At 64.7% G+C, this 15867-nt stretch carries 24 protein-coding genes; 18 read left to right on the top strand and 6 right to left on the bottom strand.

Annotation, left to right across the window (positions count from 1 at the left end; all coding sequences use genetic code 11):
- Nucleotides 1-40 precede the first annotated feature (40 nt).
- Nucleotides 41-1027, top strand: a complete 987-nt coding sequence (locus FB459_RS09735; RefSeq protein ID WP_141928336.1) for an IS481 family transposase — start codon at nucleotides 41-43, stop codon at nucleotides 1025-1027.
- Nucleotides 1028-1125: 98 nt separating this feature from the next.
- On the opposite strand, the gene FB459_RS09740 is transcribed toward FB459_RS09735, so the two are convergent.
- Nucleotides 1126-2348 (bottom strand): IS3 family transposase gene (locus FB459_RS09740; RefSeq protein ID WP_425472340.1). Its coding sequence is split into 2 segments (ribosomal slippage): nucleotides 1126-2096 and nucleotides 2096-2348, totalling 1224 coding nucleotides; the frame shifts between segments, so codons are not numbered across the junction.
- A 79-nt stretch (nucleotides 2349-2427) separates the two neighbouring features.
- Between FB459_RS09740 and FB459_RS09745 the strand changes: the two genes are divergently transcribed.
- From FB459_RS09745 to FB459_RS09760, 4 genes are all read left to right on the top strand, one after another.
- Nucleotides 2428-2646 (top strand): FDXHR family putative zinc-binding protein, encoded by a 219-nt coding sequence (locus tag FB459_RS09745; protein ID WP_141928338.1) that lies wholly within the window; start codon nucleotides 2428-2430, stop codon nucleotides 2644-2646.
- 304 nt (nucleotides 2647-2950) lie between these two features.
- Nucleotides 2951-3895 (top strand): site-2 protease family protein, encoded by a 945-nt coding sequence (locus FB459_RS09750; protein WP_170221837.1) that lies wholly within the window; start codon nucleotides 2951-2953, stop codon nucleotides 3893-3895.
- A gap of 128 nt (nucleotides 3896-4023) precedes the next feature.
- On the top strand, nucleotides 4024-4758 hold the full coding sequence (locus FB459_RS09755; RefSeq protein ID WP_170221839.1) for a glutaminyl-peptide cyclotransferase: 735 nt from the start codon (nucleotides 4024-4026) through the stop codon (nucleotides 4756-4758).
- A 28-nt stretch (nucleotides 4759-4786) separates the two neighbouring features.
- Nucleotides 4787-5020, top strand: coding sequence for a hypothetical protein (locus tag FB459_RS09760; protein ID WP_141928341.1), 234 nt, complete (start codon nucleotides 4787-4789; stop codon nucleotides 5018-5020).
- A 260-nt stretch (nucleotides 5021-5280) separates the two neighbouring features.
- On the opposite strand, the gene FB459_RS09765 is transcribed toward FB459_RS09760, so the two are convergent.
- Nucleotides 5281-5778 carry a MarR family winged helix-turn-helix transcriptional regulator gene (locus FB459_RS09765; RefSeq protein WP_141928342.1) on the bottom strand — a complete coding sequence of 166 codons (498 nt, stop codon included), beginning with the start codon at nucleotides 5776-5778 and terminating at the stop codon, nucleotides 5281-5283.
- Nucleotides 5779-5821: 43 nt separating this feature from the next.
- Here FB459_RS09765 and FB459_RS09770 point away from each other — a divergent pair, with 43 nt between their 5' ends.
- Nucleotides 5822-6769 (top strand): EamA family transporter, encoded by a 948-nt coding sequence (locus FB459_RS09770; protein ID WP_141928343.1) that lies wholly within the window; start codon nucleotides 5822-5824, stop codon nucleotides 6767-6769.
- Nucleotides 6770-7235: 466 nt separating this feature from the next.
- Here FB459_RS09770 and FB459_RS09775 read toward each other — a convergent pair whose 3' ends face one another.
- From FB459_RS09775 to FB459_RS09785, 3 genes are all read right to left on the bottom strand, one after another.
- The gene (locus tag FB459_RS09775) at nucleotides 7236-7736 is read right to left on the bottom strand and encodes an ATP-binding protein (RefSeq protein ID WP_141928344.1); all 501 of its coding nucleotides are present in this window, start codon (nucleotides 7734-7736) and stop codon (nucleotides 7236-7238) included.
- A 75-nt stretch (nucleotides 7737-7811) separates the two neighbouring features.
- The gene (locus FB459_RS09780; protein WP_141928345.1) at nucleotides 7812-8171 is read right to left on the bottom strand and encodes a VOC family protein; all 360 of its coding nucleotides are present in this window, start codon (nucleotides 8169-8171) and stop codon (nucleotides 7812-7814) included.
- A 321-nt stretch (nucleotides 8172-8492) separates the two neighbouring features.
- Nucleotides 8493-9056: a CGNR zinc finger domain-containing protein gene (locus tag FB459_RS09785; protein ID WP_170221841.1), complete on the bottom strand. Its 564-nt coding sequence runs from the start codon at nucleotides 9054-9056 to the stop codon at nucleotides 8493-8495.
- A gap of 70 nt (nucleotides 9057-9126) precedes the next feature.
- Here FB459_RS09785 and FB459_RS09790 point away from each other — a divergent pair, with 70 nt between their 5' ends.
- From FB459_RS09790 to FB459_RS09820, 7 genes are all read left to right on the top strand, one after another.
- Nucleotides 9127-10365 carry an MFS transporter gene (locus FB459_RS09790; RefSeq protein ID WP_246092550.1) on the top strand — a complete coding sequence of 413 codons (1239 nt, stop codon included), beginning with the start codon at nucleotides 9127-9129 and terminating at the stop codon, nucleotides 10363-10365.
- Between the two features lie 336 nt (nucleotides 10366-10701).
- Entirely contained in the window at nucleotides 10702-11223 is a 522-nt protein-coding gene (locus tag FB459_RS09795) for a hypothetical protein (RefSeq protein WP_141928348.1), read from the top strand.
- A 37-nt stretch (nucleotides 11224-11260) separates the two neighbouring features.
- On the top strand, nucleotides 11261-11761 hold the full coding sequence (locus FB459_RS09800; RefSeq protein ID WP_141928349.1) for a zinc metalloprotease: 501 nt from the start codon (nucleotides 11261-11263) through the stop codon (nucleotides 11759-11761).
- Nucleotides 11758-12297, top strand: coding sequence for a hypothetical protein (locus FB459_RS09805; protein WP_141928350.1), 540 nt, complete (start codon nucleotides 11758-11760; stop codon nucleotides 12295-12297). The genes FB459_RS09800 and FB459_RS09805 overlap by 4 nt, the downstream gene beginning before the upstream one ends.
- The gene (locus FB459_RS09810) at nucleotides 12290-12499 is read left to right on the top strand and encodes a hypothetical protein (protein WP_141928351.1); all 210 of its coding nucleotides are present in this window, start codon (nucleotides 12290-12292) and stop codon (nucleotides 12497-12499) included. The genes FB459_RS09805 and FB459_RS09810 overlap by 8 nt, the downstream gene beginning before the upstream one ends.
- 23 nt (nucleotides 12500-12522) lie before the next feature.
- Nucleotides 12523-12747, top strand: a complete 225-nt coding sequence (locus tag FB459_RS09815; RefSeq protein ID WP_141928352.1) for a hypothetical protein — start codon at nucleotides 12523-12525, stop codon at nucleotides 12745-12747.
- 58 nt (nucleotides 12748-12805) lie between these two features.
- On the top strand, nucleotides 12806-12997 hold the full coding sequence (locus FB459_RS09820) for a hypothetical protein (RefSeq protein ID WP_141928353.1): 192 nt from the start codon (nucleotides 12806-12808) through the stop codon (nucleotides 12995-12997).
- 151 nt (nucleotides 12998-13148) lie between these two features.
- Here the strand turns inward: FB459_RS09820 and FB459_RS09825 are convergent, their stop codons facing one another.
- Nucleotides 13149-13406 carry a hypothetical protein gene (locus FB459_RS09825; RefSeq protein ID WP_141928354.1) on the bottom strand — a complete coding sequence of 86 codons (258 nt, stop codon included), beginning with the start codon at nucleotides 13404-13406 and terminating at the stop codon, nucleotides 13149-13151.
- 206 nt (nucleotides 13407-13612) lie between these two features.
- Here FB459_RS09825 and FB459_RS17280 point away from each other — a divergent pair, with 206 nt between their 5' ends.
- The 5 genes from FB459_RS17280 to FB459_RS09840 all read left to right on the top strand — a co-directional run bounded on the left by FB459_RS17280 (nucleotide 13613) and on the right by FB459_RS09840 (nucleotide 15823).
- Nucleotides 13613-13783 carry a hypothetical protein gene (locus tag FB459_RS17280; protein ID WP_170221843.1) on the top strand — a complete coding sequence of 57 codons (171 nt, stop codon included), beginning with the start codon at nucleotides 13613-13615 and terminating at the stop codon, nucleotides 13781-13783.
- Nucleotides 13776-14678: a DNA adenine methylase gene (locus FB459_RS09830; protein WP_141928355.1), complete on the top strand. Its 903-nt coding sequence runs from the start codon at nucleotides 13776-13778 to the stop codon at nucleotides 14676-14678. Before FB459_RS17280 ends, FB459_RS09830 begins: the two co-directional genes overlap by 8 nt.
- 158 nt (nucleotides 14679-14836) lie before the next feature.
- Nucleotides 14837-15199 carry a hypothetical protein gene (locus FB459_RS09835; protein ID WP_141928356.1) on the top strand — a complete coding sequence of 121 codons (363 nt, stop codon included), beginning with the start codon at nucleotides 14837-14839 and terminating at the stop codon, nucleotides 15197-15199.
- Between the two features lie 114 nt (nucleotides 15200-15313).
- Nucleotides 15314-15490: a hypothetical protein gene (locus FB459_RS17285; RefSeq protein ID WP_170221844.1), complete on the top strand. Its 177-nt coding sequence runs from the start codon at nucleotides 15314-15316 to the stop codon at nucleotides 15488-15490.
- A gap of 27 nt (nucleotides 15491-15517) precedes the next feature.
- Complete coding sequence (locus tag FB459_RS09840) at nucleotides 15518-15823, top strand: winged helix-turn-helix domain-containing protein (protein WP_141928357.1); 306 nt, start codon at nucleotides 15518-15520, stop codon at nucleotides 15821-15823.
- Nucleotides 15824-15867 lie beyond the last annotated feature (44 nt).

The following is a 15867-nucleotide window of genomic DNA, read 5'->3' on the forward strand; positions in this document are numbered from 1 at the left end:
CCAGCGGCGACGTCGAGCCCCCGCCTGGAGGTGTGTCTCAATGAGCCATGCGAATGCGGCTCTCACCCCGCGCCACAGACTGAAAGTTGCCCGGCTGGTTGTCGACCAGGGGTGGCGGATCAGTGAAGTGGCGGCCCGCTTTCAAGTGTCCTGGCCGACAGTTAAGCGCTGGGTCGATCGATACCTCGCCGGCGAATCGATGCAGGATCGCTCCTCGCGGCCACGGAGGTCTCCTGGCAAGACGTCCAAGACCGTGACTAAGAGGTGCGTCAGCCTACGAATGCGTCTGCGGGAAGGTGCGGTCCAGCTCGCTGCGAGACTCAACATCGCGCCGTCGACGGTTCATCGAATCTTGCGATCAGCCCGCTTGAACCGACTCTCTCATGTCGACCGCGAAACAGGTGAGCCCGTCCGCCGCTACGAGCACGATCATCCGGGATCAATGGTGCACGTAGACGTGAAGAAGCTCGGCAACATCCCCGACGGTGGCGGCTGGCGTTACGTTGGTCGCCACCAAGGCGAGAAGAACCGCGCCGCGACGCAGGACAAGTCACGCAACGTCTATGGCAATCCGAAGCTCGGATATGCATTCGTGCATACCGTCATCGATGACCATTCCAGAGTCGCCTACACCGAGGTCCACGACGACGAGACCGCCTTCACCGCTGTCGCTGTCCTGCGTCGGGCCGTTGATTGGTTCGCCGACCGCGGCGTCGCGATCGAGCGAGTGCTTTCAGACAACGGTGGTGCGTACCGATCGCACCTCTGGCGCGACACCTGCGAAGCACTGTCGATCACCCCGAAGCGGACTCGTCCGTACCGGCCGCAGACCAACGGGAAGGTCGAGAGGTTCCACCGCACCATGGCCGACGGGTGGGCCTACGCCCGCTGCTACATCAGCGAGCAGGAACGCCGCGACTCTCTCGAAGCCTGGCTCCACCAATACAACCAGCATCGTCCCCACACGGCCTGCGGCAACCAGCCGCCCTTCTCACGATTGATCAACGTTCCCGATCAGTACAGCTAGGGGTGTCTGCGGCGTCGCACCGTTCAAGCATGACCACCACGGCCCCTGCCAAGACCCCTCGACTGACCGTGGGGTTGACCCCGTCTGGTGGACATCGGTTATGCGGCTTCAGCAGCCGCGGTGGTGAGTTGGTCTTCGAACGCTGTCGGGCTGATCTGACCGAGGGCGCTGTGCCGCCTGCGACGGTTGTAGACCGTGTCGATCCAGGTACTGACTCCGGTGATGGCTTCGGCCCGGGTCGTGAACGAATACCTATGGTAGTACTCGGTTTTCAGGGTTGACCAGAAAGATTCCTGTTGCGCGTTGTCCCAACAGACCCCGGTGCGCCCGACCGACAATCGAACATCGAGCTCTTCTGCGGCCTCGGCGAGTTGGGCCGAGGTGTACTGACAGCCACGGTCGGCATGGAAGATCACCTCGCGGGTATCACCTTCCCGGAACATGACCGCGCGTCGCAGCGCCTGCTCCACGACGTCGGTGTGCAGGCTCTCGGCGAACGCATACCCGATCACCCGACGGGAGCACCCGTCACGGACCGCGCACAGGTACAACCAGCCCTCGCCGGTGGCCAAGTAGGTGATGTCAGACGTCCACACCTGATTCAGCGCACCACGATCGAACCGGCGGCACACCAGATCGGGAATCGCGTGCGGGCTCGGGGCCACACCCTCATCCGTGATCGTGGTGACCGGCCGCCACGGACGTGGACTGATCCCACGAAGATCGCTGTGCCGCATAATTTTCGCGACGGTCTTGACCGACACAATCTCACCCGTTGCGCGCAGGTCGGCGGTGATCCTTGGTGCCCCGTTCACCCCGTCCGAGGCGTCGTGCGCAACCTTGATCTTCACCAGCAAGTCCGCGCGGCGTGCCGCCTGCGGGTCGAGCTCGCCACGGGCCGCGTCGGCTTGGCGGGCCACCCAGGCGTAGTAGCCCGATCGGGACACGCCCAGCAGGTCGACCATTCGGGTCACCGGTGGCATGTTCGGGGTGGCCTTCTCCGCATCGATCACTGCGAACGCCTGCTCGTGTTCGAGTTCTCGGTGGCGAAGAAGGCCGCTGCTTTTTTCAGGAACTCCCGATCCATCCGCAGCTCGGCGACCTCACGACGTAGCCGGTCTAGTTCGGCCCGCTCGTCGGCGTCCAACGCCGCCGGCGGGTCATCAATCCGAGACCGTTCGATCGCGACCCACCGGCCCAGCAACTGCTCCCCGACTCCGATCTCCCGCGCGACCTCGACGATCGTTCGCCCGGTGTCGATCACCAGGTGAGCAGCCTCCTGCCGGTACTTCGGGGTGTAACTCTTCCTCTTCGCACCCATGAATGCATCCTTCCCTGCCAGGCCTAAACCTGACGATCAGGATGTCCACCAAACGGGGTCAACCTCAACCGACCGGAACATGCAGTGCGCCGGATGCGGTAACTACTTCTCCGGCCTCTCCAACTTCGACCGCCATCGTGCCTGGCACGCCGATGACGCTGCGGACGCCACCAACCGCCGCCGTATCTGCCGGGAGCCCTCGGAGGTCGGTCTGCACTTGCGCGACGACGGACTGTGGGGTGGTGAGCCGATGACCGACGAGCAGAAGGCCGCCGCTGGCTGGGGACGCGAACGCTGACGCTGCGCCGCGACGTTCGTCGCACCGTGGGAGCAGTACCACCACCAACTTCATAGTCGGACGTCAACACCGGAAAATGCGCGCAGGATGGTATTTCACAACCGGTGAAGGACGACTGGGGTTCCACAACAGGCTGCGCGCGGCCTCCTTTCTCTGGCCCTGTAGCGGCGTACCTGCGACCGACTTCCCCTGCGAACCCGCCGTGTCCGGACACGGCGGGTTTCGCCTTCTTCGGACGTTGTCCCACCGTGTGTCGGTGCGGTCGGCGAGGATCGGGGCAGTCGGACACGAGGAAGGGGACTCGGTGGAACCCAAGAGCACTACCTCCTGTCCGGTCTGCGAAGGCCAAGACGATCCGGACCTCGCCCCGTCCTTCCTGGGACGGATCATGGCCTTGGGGTTGTTCACCGGTCTTGCTGCCGTCGTTGCAGCCAGTCCTGTCACCGGTGCCGCCATCGCCGGGACGCTCATTCTGCTGACGATCTCGGTGGCTGTGCACGAGCTCGGTCATCTGCGGTCGGCGCTGCGCCACGGTGTCACGGTGTCCGAGTTCTCCGTCGGGTTCGGTCCGGTGTTGGCGGTCGGCCGGCGTTGGCAGGTCCCGGTCACGTTGCGACTGGTGCTGCTCGGTGGCTTCACGCGCATCATCGGCGGTGACTCAGGCGACCGGCTGTGCGCGCAGCACACCGGGTCGGTGTCGCTGATGAGCGAGTCCTCAAGTCGGGTGCAGTCCCGCATCATGCTCGGCGGGATCGCCTACAACATGGTGCTGGCTTGGGTTGGTATCACCGCGGCGATGTACTTCCTGGCACCGATGAAGCCGGCGACGGCCATCCTGGCTCCGATCGCTACTGCGGCTGCCGTGGTGGTGATGACTGCGGTCGGTGCTGCTGTGTTCCTGGTGGCGCTGATCTTCGGGGCGAGTGCGCTGACGAGCGAGGGCGGCTCGATTCTGTCGGCTCCGGGCCAGCTTGAGACGGTCGTCGGATCGCACGGCTCTGCGGTCGGCGCGGTGCTGCTGTTCTTCGGCACGATCAACCTGATGCTGGCCGCTTTCAACGTGCTGCCATTGGCGCCGCTGGACGGTAACCACATTGCGTTGCTGGCGTGGGACAAGGTCCAGCGCCGGCGTACGGGCAGGCCGGTATCGCTGAAGGCGATCGGACGGTTTCGGATGGCCGGGGCAGCGGTCGTCGGTCTGGCGATGATCCGGTTCCTGGTGGAAGACCTCATCCGCTTCCTGAGTTGACCGGCAGGCTCAGTAGATGATCAGAAAGGTCGTCGCACCGTGCGTTCGTGCGACGACTCCCTGCCCTGGCTGGTGGTGTTCTTCTCCTGATTTCCGGATGCACCTCCGGTGGCGCCGCGGAACCTTCGGTGCCGGCGGTCCCGATCGGTTCGTCGGCGCCCACCTTGGCCGTCGAACGCCACCTGCCGCACGACACCTCGCGCTTCACGCAAGGCCTGGTGCGCGTCCGTGACGAGCTGGTGGAGACGACCGGACTGGTCGGTGAGTCCACGCTGATCGTGATGGACCTGCAGGGCCGTACGAAACGGTCGGTGAAGCTACCGGCGCAGGTCTTCGGGGAGGGCGTTGCGGTTGACCCCGCGCTCGACGGCGGAACGGTGTGGGTGCTGACCTGGAAGGACAAGCGAATCCTGCGCTACACCTGGCCCGGGCTGTCCGCCAAGGCCGACCTGCCACTGGACACCCAGGGCTGGGGTGCGTGCCTGCATGACGGGATGTTGTGGACCAGCGACGGCACCTCGACGATCTCGGCGCGCGACCCGAAGACGGGCGCCGTCCATCACCGGATTCAGGTCACCACCCGAGCCGGCGTCCCGGTCACGATGCTCAACGAGCTTGAGTGCAACCCGGACGGCACCATCTGGTCGAACGTCTGGATGACGAACCAGATCGTGAGGATCTCCACCGTCAGCGGCCAGGTGTCCGCCGTGGTGGACGCTGCGGCCCTCACCGCGGAGGCTTCCAAGCACCGCCGCCTCGGCCCTGATGACGTGCTGAATGGGATCGCGACGATGCCGGACGGTTCGCTCCTGCTGACCGGCAAGCGCTGGCCGCTCATGTTCGTGGCGCGCGTCTCCGGCTGACGACCCAGCCACGTCGCACCGTTCGGTCATGCAAATAGCGTTCGCCGCACCCGGCATCGACGAGGTCGTGTTCGATGCCCGTCGCCGGTTCAATGGTCCGTCCCGTCTCGTGGTCTCCGACCACGTCGTGTGGATGATCGGCACGACCGTCCTGCACGGATTCGAATCGACCGACGACCTCGGACGTATCGACGGCTGGCAAGCCAGTGCCAGCTACGGCGACGGTGCCGTCACCGTGCGGCGACTGTTCGACGTCATATGAACGACTGAGGCTAGTGCCTCACTGCTAGTGAAAACGGAAGTCGATGAGGCGGAAGTAGCCGGGCCTTGGCCTCGTAGGTGCGACGTCGCATGTCGCCCAAGCACCCTTGGGCCGGCATGTGGGATCAGTGCACGCGATCATCATGGTGCGCATCGAGAGGGCCTTCCGCCTGACAGTTGGCACTCCACCCCTCATCTGCCGATGAGCGAGGAGGGGGCCCGGTTCGCCGGTTCGGCCATGGCCTCGCAGCCTGAGGAGGGCTACGGTTGATCGAGTTGCCGCAGCCAGCCGCGAAGAATTCGTTCGAGCATGACCTTGTCGTCGTCCGAGATCATCTCCAGCAGACGATGCTCGTTGGTCATGTGTTCGGTGAACGCCGCGTCGATCCGCCGCCGCCCGTCGTCGGTGAGCCGAATCCGTACGGCTCTGCCATCGCCGGCAGCGACCTTCTCCCTCTCTACCAACCCGGCCGATTCCAGTCGGTCAAGTCGCTTGCTGATTCCCCCCGTCGTGATCATGGAGGCTCGTGCGAGGTCGACCGGGCGACGCGCGAACGGCGATCCTGCTCGGCGGAGAGTACACAGGATGTCGAAATCGATCTCGGCGAAGCCGTGGGAGTCGTAGACGGTCTCCAGTTCGGCGGTCAGAGCGTTCGCGAGGCGGTGGAGCCGCCCGATCACACCTTGAGGGCCGACATCGACGTCGGGTCGCTCCCGCCGCCATTCTGACTGGATGACATCAACGTGGTCCTCATTCATTCCCACAGCCTAGTCGCTTCCATGGAAGTGTATAGTCACTTCCATGGAAGCGACATCTAATTGGGTTCGGTTGACTGCGCTGGGTGCAATAGCGCCAGTCGTGTGGGGGACAACCTACGTGGTGACCACCGAACTGCTCCCACCGGGAAGGCCGATGACTGCTTCCGTCCTGAGGGCGGTTCCCGCAGGTCTTCTCCTCATAGCCTGGACGCGGTCATGGCCCCAGCAATGGGGAAAGCTGGCCCTGTTGGCCTTGCTGAACATTGGTGCGTTCTTCCCCCTCCTCTTCGTCGCTGCGTACCGCCTCCCTGGCGGTCTCGCGGCAGTCGTTGGCGCTGCCCAGCCATTCGTAGTCGCGGTCGCGGCTTGGTTCATGCATGGGCGCCAAACCCCCTTGCGCCAGCTTGCGTGGACCCTAGTCGCGGTCGTCGGAGTGGGCATGACCCTTGGAGGAGGGGTAACCGGTATCGACCCAGTCGGTGCAGTGGCGGCGTGTGCAGGCACCGTCAGTATGGCGCTGGGTATCACGTTGACCCGGGCCTGGGGGCCGACTGCTGGACTGAGCGGACTCGCGTCGACAGGATGGCAGCTGCTACTCGGAGGAATCATGATCACCCCGTTGGTGCCGCTCCTCGACCAGCAGTCATGGGTGCTCACTGCCAAGGGAGTCGCGGGATACCTGTGGCTCAGCGTCGTCGGTGGCGCTCTTGCCTACGCGGTGTGGTTCCGCACAGCACGAAGTCTTCCGCCGACGTCGACGTCGCTTCTCGGCCCACTGAGTCCAATCACTGCTGCGGCACTCGGATGGTTGATCTTGGGCCAGGAGTTGACCGTCGCCCAGTCCGCGGGTTTTGCGCTCGCGCTGGCAGCATCCATTCTTGGGCAAATTCGTGGTCCAAGGGTTTCTGCCGTCCGGCCTGGCGGACGTCGGCCATGGCGGCCGGGCCCCGCCAGGAGCCTGAGCGCGGGGCATCGAACCCGGTGGTATTAGCGGAGGCGAATCCGGCCGACGGCCGTCTCAGGGCTTAAGGTCCGCTGGTTCCCCGCACCGGCTGCCCCACCCGGCCGGAGTTGGGAGTGTCAGAATTTCGGTGTTTCTGGTCCTGTTGATTAGTACTGTTCTGCGGTGGGCCAGCGGCCCTCGAAGACGGATGTGCACTGGGGTTTCGTGAATATTTGCTATGACACCCACGTGTATCCACGAGGGCATCATTGCTAGCGCGTTGCGGGGGTGGCTACGCTCGCGGCGAGTGGCCGCAGGGTCGAAGGCTCGAGCGCCTCCCCCACCACGCCACCCATCTCCACCCCCCTCCGCCCTTGTCGAATCTCATTGGAGATGCCCCCGCTGCGAACAGCGGCAGATGCGGAGTTCTGCCTCGGCCTGGCCTTGCAGCCAGACAGGCGAAATCGGTGCGGCCTCCAACCCATCCCGAAGAGGGGGTACTGGTGGCTTTGCCTCAAGCGATCCACAACCTCCGCGCCGCTTCGACCTGCGCCTCGCGGGACAAGCCGGCCACCGGAAGCTCGTGATCCACCTTCAAGGACGCCGCCTGCTGGTGGTGAAGTTCATCGAATTCGACGTCCGTCAGGAACACCGGACGCTGCGTGGCACGACGGCCGGCTTCTTCCAGACCCAGGGCTAGGCGGATGACCCTGAGGCTGGGCAGGAGTTCGCGATAGAGCGCCAGCGTTGTCGAATTGACCACGTCAGCGATGGTCACGTTGATCCCTGCAGCGAGGAAGTTCGTCGCGAGGTTTGCGGCGTTCCGGACCCCGAGCTGTTGTTGGGCCGTCCCCTCGGGACCGTCCCATGGTGCGGCGCCGCCGTTCTTGACCAGCTGGCGGATGTCGTCCACGTTGATGAACGCGGTACGTACGGTCGTTGCGGCCAGCGCGAGCGCAGTGCTGCTCTTGCCAGCGGCGGGACCTCCGGTGAGAAGCAACGGTGCGAGAGTCATGGGAAGCAAGCTACTCGCGACCGAATATCCGACCAAGCTTCCGGCGCCTTGTCCTCAGTGGTGCGGCCGGTGGGGTCATGCGCTGAGGATGCAGAACTCGTTTCCCTCGGGGTCGGCTATGACGGCCCAGCCGAGGTCCTCGCGCCGGTCGTCGACGAGGGTTGCTCCGAGGTCCAGTGCGCGTTCGACCTGTTCGTCTCGCGTGGAGTCCTCGGGGGCGAGGTCCATGTGTGCGCGGTTCTTGACGGTCTTGGCGTCGGGCACGCGGTAGAAGAGGACTGTGTACCCGTGCGGACTGGTCAGGTAGCACTCGTCTGATCCGGGCTTGTAGGTGTCGGCCTCCGTGATGCTCCAGTCCAGCAGTTGACGCCAGAACTCCGCGATGGCGTACGGGTCGAGGGCATCCCAGGTGGTATGTGACAGGCGCAGTGACATGACGTTCTCCTTGTTCGTTGCGGGGCTGTGGTCAGGTCGAGGGGAGTGTGGGGGTTCGGATGGATCGGGTGAGCATGGGCGTGACGGACAGGCACATCAGGAGAGCGCCGATAATCGCGGCTGGACGGGCACCGAAGGCTTCCCCCAGGACGCAGCTGATTGAGCTTCCCCTGTGGCGAACCGACGCCAGCACCCGGGCCAAGAAGGCTGCATGATCGACATCGCCGTCGCTGCGCTGGTTCGGGCTGAAGCGTTCTGCCGTTTCATCGCCCTGTCGATCGTGAGTGCTTGCCGGACTATTCGGATTCGCTTGGGGGCATGTCAGCCATCGCTGCGAGGCTCACGGGCTTGACGTTTCCGCCAACGTATCTGCTTGTTTCGATTCCCGCAGATGTCCATGGAGCACCAATGGCCGCTTCTGGAGCGTGAGTGGTCATAGAAGGCCCATTGGCAGGTGTCGTCGCCGCAAGCCTTCATCCGAGACCATGAGCCATCGGTGAGCGCCTGGGCCACCGTCCGGACGAGGAGTCCCGCCACATAGCTGGCACCATCCCCAGCTGGCTGGAGGTCGAGGCCCTTCGAGGTGGCGACAGGGCAGGCCTCACTCCATGCGAGCGCGGCATTCAAGGCATCCAGCATGGGGGTGGGCGGTGCGGCACGGTCGTGATTCGCCAGCATGCCCACCCTCAGCGCCTCACGCAATCCCTGAAGACGCTCCCGATCGTCACGAGCGCTTCCGGTGGGGAGCTCTTGCGACTGGCACCACGCGTCCCAATCGCTGGATTCGAGCAACTCATCGGTGCCCTTTTCCAAGTCACGGGTGTTGACGAACTTTCGGACCAGTTCAAGGTGCCCCGGAGCAAAGGGGGCTTGTGACGAGACCATGCTCCAGCATAACCGTCCAGCCCAGTTTGGCGGTTGCCCTCCCGGCGCCAGTCTCATAACCTTCGTTGCTATGACGAAAGTTACAGCATGGAGCAGCCGCGACTTCAGGCGCATCTGGGGGGCCACGACCGCTTCGGCCTTGGGGAACGAGGTGGGAGAGCTAGCCCTCCCGGTGCTCGCGCTGGTGTGGCTGGGTGCTTCGGCGGAAGAGCTGTCGTGGGTCCGTGTCGCCACGTTCTTGCCCTATCTGGCCTTGACACTGTGGATCGGGGTGCTCGTGGATCGTCATCCACGCAGGCCCCTGCTCATCGGAGCCGAGGCGGTGAGTGCCTGTGTCCTCTTGACGATGGCCGGACTCGCGCTGGTGGGGAGCCTGACCATTCCCATGCTGATCGCCGCAGCGGCCGTGTTGGGCTCGATGGCGGTGCTTCACATGCTGGCCGACTTCTCATTTGTGCCACTGGTCGTCTCCCGGGAGCAGCTAGCTGACGCCAATGCCCGCATCACGGCCACTCAGTCTGCAATCGGGATCGGCGGATCCGGGGTCGGCGGGGCCCTAGTCCAATGGCTGTCGGCGCCCTTCGCCGTAGTCCTGAACGGGATCGGGCGGTTCGTGGCAGTGGCTCTCATCTGCCGGGTTCGCACGCCAGAACCGACTCCGGAACCGTCGACTGACTCCACCCTGCGCCAGGCCAGTGAAGGACTGGCCGCTTTGGCTCGACACCGTGTCGTGCGATCTCTCGCAGCGGAGGCCACCGCGTGGAATCTCGGCAACGAGGTCCTCATGCTCGCCCTGACCGTCGCAGTGGTTCAGGGGCACCCCAGTGGGCCTCTGGCGCTGGGTGTGATCCTCATGGCAGGCGGCATCGGCGCCTTCCTGGGGGCCAGTCTGAGTGCTCAGCTGACGGCCACGTTCGGCTACGGACGTTCCTTGATCGCAGCCATGGCCCTGGGAAACACGGCTCCACTCCTGGGCGTCCTTCTCGCGTCGGACACCTCGACGCGTTCACTGGTCGTCCTGGGCGTCGCCTTGCTCGCCTCGGGCGTCGGTGTTGGGGTCGCGAACTCCCAAGCCGTCACGGTTCGTCAGCTCACAGTCCCAGAACCTCTCCGGGGCCGGGTTAATGCCGCATACCGGATGCTATCCTGGGGGGCTCTGGCCATCGGAGCCCTTCTTGCGGGTTCACTGGTCACCACATGGTCCTGGTGGCCGGCAGCGATTGTCGGTGCAACGTTGATGGCAGCCTCCACCCTTCCCGTCGCCCTGTCGCCCGTACGAGGTATGCGAGACCTGGCCGACCCTTCTTGATGCACTGGCCCGACACACTTCAGCACAGGTGACCCGCAACGGACGTGAGCGGTAGACCCCGCCATTGTCCAACGGGACTTGCTCTGGAAATGCCGGTAGCCCGTCGCCGGATCCGCAGTCGCTGGGGCCAACAGCCCTCGAGTCCCTAGTGAAACAGCATCCGGTCGGAGACGCCGGTGCGGTTCAGTACGTGATGACAACGGCGCTCAGAATGTTGATCCCCACACCATCCCATCACCCAGTGTCGAGGTAAATCTCATGCAGTGGCTCTTCGATTAACGTCCCCGGTCAGTACATCTAGCTGGTCACACCATCGACGTCCAGCTTGACCAGGGGTTGCACCGGCACCTGTCCTGCAGCAACGGCGGGTCGTGGCACCAGCGCTTCGACGTCGTCAGTTACCCCGGTCATCTGGTCTTCTCCGGTGACATGGGTAGCTTCATCTTCCGCCGCGAAACCGACATGTTCGCCTGGTTCCACTCAGCCACCATCGAACGGCTGTCAGCCGATTACGTCGGACAGAAGGTCCAGGCCGGTCAGGGCAAGGAGTTCTCGCCGGGGGTGTTCCGTGATCTCGTGAACACGATCCGTGACGACTGGGCTGAGTGCGGCTACGACGACCAGTACCCCGAGGAGTTCGCTGAGGCGTTCGACGAGGACGGGTACGCGCACATCACGTTCAAGGAGGAGGCGCACGAGTTCCTGCGCGGCCTCAGCGTCGGCCCGCACGAGAAGACCGAGTGGTACGAGTACAACCTCGACGGCTACAGCTTCCAGTTCATCTGGGCTTTGCGAGCGATGCGCTGGGCGATCTCGACGTACTACGAAATGCGTGAGCCGTTGGGGGTCGCCGAATGACGCTCGGCTGCATCTGGACCGACGGCACGCATCACTGATGCCGACCGTCCGGGTCCGCTGGGTCGGATTCGTCGCCCTCCTGGTGGTGCTTCTTGTCGTGGGTGCGTTCATCGGAACGCTTCTCGACCCGGACGGCAGCACCTGGGGGTTCGCGGTGGTCTTCGCCGGCACCTATCTGCTGCTCGTGCTCGTGCACGAGGTCGGGCATGTGCTTCCTGGGTGGTTCTTTGGGATGCGCTGGGCGAACCTGACCTTCCAGTTCGGCGCGTCTGTCCGGTCCGAGCATCGGGACGGTCGGGACCGCACGCCCTCCGAGCAGTTGTGGATCAGCCTTGCAGGGCCGGGTCTGCACATCGCTGCGGCCAGCCTCGGTCTCACCGTGTTCGACCGGAACGGACTCAGCTTCGCCGCCTGGGTCGGTTGCCTGTTCGCGCTGTTCGACGGTGTCGCCAACTTGCTGCCGTCCGGCCGACGTTCCGACGGATGGAAGGCGGTCGCAGCACTGGCGGACATCGCCCGTCGCACCGTCCGGACATGACGATGTATAGGCGCGCCGTCTGCGCCACCTGTCGACGGATGGGAAGTCGTTGCGAGCACCCGAAGGTTGTCGTCGGAACGAAGTGGCGTGCGCCGCGGCGCTCGAACGATGCCGCGTGGCAACGGATCGCTGCCGGTGAAGTGCTCTGGGACCGGAAGGCGATCGACGCCAAGTCCTCCTCCGAGGTTGCCCGGCGTGACCGCATCCGCGAGGCACGACGCACCCACCTTGATCCGTCGACGATCCGCGAGATCCGACGCTTCGTCAAGTGCTGCGGGGGTTCCCTGCATCACCCGGCTCGACTCAAGGTGACGCTCACCGTGCCTGGCGCCGACCACCTGGCCGACACGGACCTTGCCCGCCTAGTCGATCTGCTCGTGCGCCTCGGTGACGACGTCCCGTTCGTGGTCCGGGTGAAGGGCGAGGGCGCCGAACGTTTGCTGAACGTCTTGCCGGCGGAGCGAGCTGTCCGCTGGGCGACCCAACCGGTCGTCACGATCAAGCCGCGTCCTAACGGAAGGGTTCGTCATGGATGAGAAGGACGTCGTCTTAGAGACCGCTTCGATCCGCGACACGATTGCCCGCGCGATCTGCTGGACGGTCGGGCATGACGACCGCCCCGGAACCGAGGAGTGGAACGCCGAAGATCCTGACGGACAGACGCTGGTGATCACCCGCCGTGTCATCCTCTGCGCCCGCTGCTTCAAGACGCTGCACAACCTGTCCGATCTCGACTAACAAGCGCGTCGCACCGTACCGACATGGAACCCGTCATCAGCATCGTCATGTGCGCCGAGCGCCCGGAGTGGTTCGTCAACGCTCGGCCCGAGTTCATGCTCGCCGCATCCTGCACCTGCGGGTGGAGGAGCATCGAGTTCAGTGAGCGCGAAGCCCAGCGCACAGCTGAGGTTTACCGTGACCGGTTCTGCGTGGATCGCCCCCGTCCTGCGCTGCGTACGCCGACGAAGACGACGACCGACCGCTGAACGAGTCCTCTGCGCTCTGCCCGGAGCGGTTCCGGGACTGAATCGAGGAGGAACACCCATGAGCTGCCTGTCCGACTACTACGCCGCCAAGGACGCCGAGCAGAGCGACGGGTCGGTGGACTGGAGCCAGGTCCCGGCCCGCAACGGTGGGCGCAAGATCACCGACCACCCGCAGGACTGCGCCTGGTGGAAGGACGAGGATGACCCCCAGGTCGCCCACCGCAACGCCAAGTTCGGCGGAGGGGACTGACGTGCCGCCGATGGTCTTCTCCGTCAAGCACGACTGATGGCGACCGACCGTCGGACGAGCCCGCTGCGGTACCCCGGCGCTATTGCCCGAAGCACGCTCGGCCCAGGGGCGGCGATAAGCCCGTCACGCCGCCGTGGTCGGTGGTCCATGCTCACAGGCTGAGTTCGTCCTCATCCTTCTCGGCCTGCGGTACGGACGCCAGCAGGGCTGCAAGCCTCCTTTTTCTGCGCCGTTCGAGCTCAACTCCGATCTTGCGGTCGAGATCGACGCTCGACAGTGATGCTTGGTCCTTGAACTCGTTCCTCAGCAGCCATTTCCGGGCTTGCTCGTGGGATATGTCGAGCTTTTTCGCGACCCGCTCCACGGCCTTCTCGAACTGGATCGTCCCGATGTTATGCATAGTGATCATCCTCGAATGGTTTTGTGCGGCAGCGATATTCGCTGTCCGATGCTCCGAGTGTGGACGCACTGAACGGAGCAGAGCAAGTCTTCGCAGGCGTCGGGGAAGACCAATCTCGCGTTTCGACTCGTTTATGAGCCGAAACGCGAATCTCACCATTCGAACGGTCTGTAGCTACCCGTGAAGCGACATCCGGCCCGTCGCACCGTAGCTGTATGACCATCACGATCAGTATTACGTGCGACGACTGCGGCGAGTCCGCTGAGACCTCGAGTGACATTACGGCCGGCGTCAACGAAATCGAGTCGGCGATCGACCCTGGCTGGGTTCATTCGACCGAGTACGACTACTGCCCGGACTGTGTTCCGTCGCACGAGGATGAATAATCGCTGGACCAGCCCGCTGCGCTACCCCGGCGGGAAGGTCCGCATGGCTCCGTTCCTCGCCGGCGCCTTTGCGGCGCAGTGGTCCGTTATGGACATCGAGATCTTCCTCGAGCCGTTCGCCGGCGGACTCGGTGCCGGACTGAAGTTGCTAGAGCAGGATGCTGTCGACGAGCTGTGGTTCGCCGAGAAGCACCCGGCGTTGGCCGCGTTCTGGCAGGCCGTCATCGAGCAACCCGATGAGCTGATCGCCGCGATCCGGTCGACGACACCGACGCTTGAAACGTTCTACGCCGCCCGTGAACTTGTGGGATCGCCCATCGGCGCCGACCGCCTGGATCTGGCGCGATCCGCGCTCGTGCTCAACCGATGTTCACGCTCGGGCATCATCGCCTCGAATGTCGGACCGATCGGCGGGAAGACCCAGAAGGGCCGGTGGACGGTCGCCTCCCGATGGAACGCCGACGGACTGGTCGACCGCATCACCCGGATCGCCGCGGTGAGCGACCGGATGCGGTACCTGGGCACGGACGCCATCGGCTGCATCGCAGATCTGAATGGATCGGGTATCGAGGATGAGGTGTTCCTGTTCGTCGACCCGCCGTATGTCCGCGAAGGCAACCGGCTCTACGCCAACGGGTTCGCTGCGGACGACCATCAGGCGCTGGCTGACGCGCTCAACGACTGCCCGGCGCACTGGATGCTGACCTACGACGACGAGCCGCTGGTCGCTGACAGCCTGTACCCGGACCGCCGCATTGTCGAGTTCGAGATCCCGCACACGGCCAACCGGGCACGCATCGACACGGAGTACCTGGTGCTGTCCGACGGCGTGATGGTGCCGGAGTCGTTCGAGCCGGTGCCTGGTAGCCGGGTGCGCTGGCTGGGCGCGGCCTGACCGGCAGGAGCGCCGATCCGCCGCCGCACGGCAGCAATCCGTGCGACAACCGCCGCTTCCGGAGCGATCGTGCCGGTCCACGCGCGTCGCACCGTGTCGAGCACGAACAGTTCCATCGACGCGGTCGCTGGTCGCGTCCAAACGAAGGCACACCTTTGGTGACAACTCAGACGAAGTCCCCGGCCCCTGTCAGCACCCAGACCACGCAGGTCGTCGACCTCGTCCGTGACGCCTACCTCGCCCACGAGGGCACCTCACACATCGCCTTCGCCGACTACCTCGACGGCCCGAACGTCGTCTGGACGATCGGCGAGTATCGCCTGACCGCCAGCGACGAACTCGATGAGGACACCGGGCGGCGGTGCGGCTACACCTGGTACATCGACGTGCGCGACGGCGACATCTGGGACGAGATTCTCGAGGGCGGGTCGGACAACGAGGACGACACCCGCGCTCTCATCACGGCCTTCGTCGCGGTGACCGAGTCCGACGACGTCAACATTGAGGTCCTTCTGCCGTGACGACCTCTGTCTCGAAGGTGGCCGCCCCCGACGTTCGATGCGGCATCCGGCTGCTGGGGTGACGGAGTCTCCTACGCCTGGGTCGCGGTTGGCCCGCCGAAGTCCTCGGGTGCGGTGCACGAGTTCTCGATTCAGCCGAAGCCGACCAAGGCATTCAGCTTCCGCCAGTTCGCGCACGCCCAAGAACTCGCGGCGCTGCTGCAGGACAGCCCCGACTGGAGGCCGGACTGGAACCCGGAGGTCGTGAACAGCCGCGGCTCAATCATCGGCTCGGCCGTTCACGCGGGGTGAACCTGCGGGCTGTGCCACCCTGGATGCATGGTTGCCACTGTCCGTCCGGTCACCAGCGGGATTGAACCGCTGTCGGTCGCGGGCGATCTGTCAGCGATGGCCGTCGCGCTGCGTGCCCTGGGGCACCCTCATCGCCTGCGTGCCGTGCAGGTGCTCATGCAGCATCCGGAGGGGCTGAGCTTCGGAGAGTTGTGCGGGCATCTCGGCTTGGAGCGTTTCGAGCACCATCTCGAGTCGTTGATACGCACCGGCATCGTCGCGCGTGTGCCGGGCAGACGTCTGCAGTTGGTGCCGGGTGTCCTTGAGATGATCGGCGACGCCCTGGCGAGCTGACGGTGGAAACAGCGCCAATCGTTACTATCGGTGCTCAAACGGCA

Origin of the sequence: Yimella lutea (assembly GCF_006715095.1) — a bacterium.
Taxonomy (GTDB): domain Bacteria; phylum Actinomycetota; class Actinomycetes; order Actinomycetales; family Dermatophilaceae; genus Yimella; species Yimella lutea.

Excerpts from the sequence above, each read along its gene's own strand:
- FB459_RS09735 (WP_141928336.1), top strand. The coding sequence starts at position 41 with ATGAGCCATGCGAATGCGGCTCTCACCCCGCGCCACAGACTGAAAGTT.
- FB459_RS09745 (WP_141928338.1), top strand. The coding sequence starts at position 2,428 with ATGCAGTGCGCCGGATGCGGTAACTACTTCTCCGGCCTCTCCAACTTC.
- FB459_RS09760 (WP_141928341.1), top strand. The coding sequence starts at position 4,787 with ATGCAAATAGCGTTCGCCGCACCCGGCATCGACGAGGTCGTGTTCGAT.
- FB459_RS09765 (WP_141928342.1), bottom strand. The coding sequence starts at position 5,778 with ATGAATGAGGACCACGTTGATGTCATCCAGTCAGAATGGCGGCGGGAG.
- FB459_RS09770 (WP_141928343.1), top strand. The coding sequence starts at position 5,822 with ATGGAAGCGACATCTAATTGGGTTCGGTTGACTGCGCTGGGTGCAATA.
- FB459_RS09775 (WP_141928344.1), bottom strand. The coding sequence starts at position 7,736 with ATGACTCTCGCACCGTTGCTTCTCACCGGAGGTCCCGCCGCTGGCAAG.
- FB459_RS09780 (WP_141928345.1), bottom strand. The coding sequence starts at position 8,171 with ATGTCACTGCGCCTGTCACATACCACCTGGGATGCCCTCGACCCGTAC.
- FB459_RS09785 (WP_170221841.1), bottom strand. The coding sequence starts at position 9,056 with ATGGTCTCGTCACAAGCCCCCTTTGCTCCGGGGCACCTTGAACTGGTC.
- FB459_RS09790 (WP_246092550.1), top strand. The coding sequence starts at position 9,127 with ATGACGAAAGTTACAGCATGGAGCAGCCGCGACTTCAGGCGCATCTGG.
- FB459_RS09800 (WP_141928349.1), top strand. The coding sequence starts at position 11,261 with ATGCCGACCGTCCGGGTCCGCTGGGTCGGATTCGTCGCCCTCCTGGTG.
- FB459_RS09805 (WP_141928350.1), top strand. The coding sequence starts at position 11,758 with ATGACGATGTATAGGCGCGCCGTCTGCGCCACCTGTCGACGGATGGGA.
- FB459_RS09810 (WP_141928351.1), top strand. The coding sequence starts at position 12,290 with ATGGATGAGAAGGACGTCGTCTTAGAGACCGCTTCGATCCGCGACACG.
- FB459_RS09815 (WP_141928352.1), top strand. The coding sequence starts at position 12,523 with ATGGAACCCGTCATCAGCATCGTCATGTGCGCCGAGCGCCCGGAGTGG.
- FB459_RS09820 (WP_141928353.1), top strand. The coding sequence starts at position 12,806 with ATGAGCTGCCTGTCCGACTACTACGCCGCCAAGGACGCCGAGCAGAGC.
- FB459_RS09825 (WP_141928354.1), bottom strand. The coding sequence starts at position 13,406 with ATGATCACTATGCATAACATCGGGACGATCCAGTTCGAGAAGGCCGTG.
- FB459_RS17280 (WP_170221843.1), top strand. The coding sequence starts at position 13,613 with ATGACCATCACGATCAGTATTACGTGCGACGACTGCGGCGAGTCCGCT.
- FB459_RS09830 (WP_141928355.1), top strand. The coding sequence starts at position 13,776 with ATGAATAATCGCTGGACCAGCCCGCTGCGCTACCCCGGCGGGAAGGTC.
- FB459_RS09840 (WP_141928357.1), top strand. The coding sequence starts at position 15,518 with ATGGTTGCCACTGTCCGTCCGGTCACCAGCGGGATTGAACCGCTGTCG.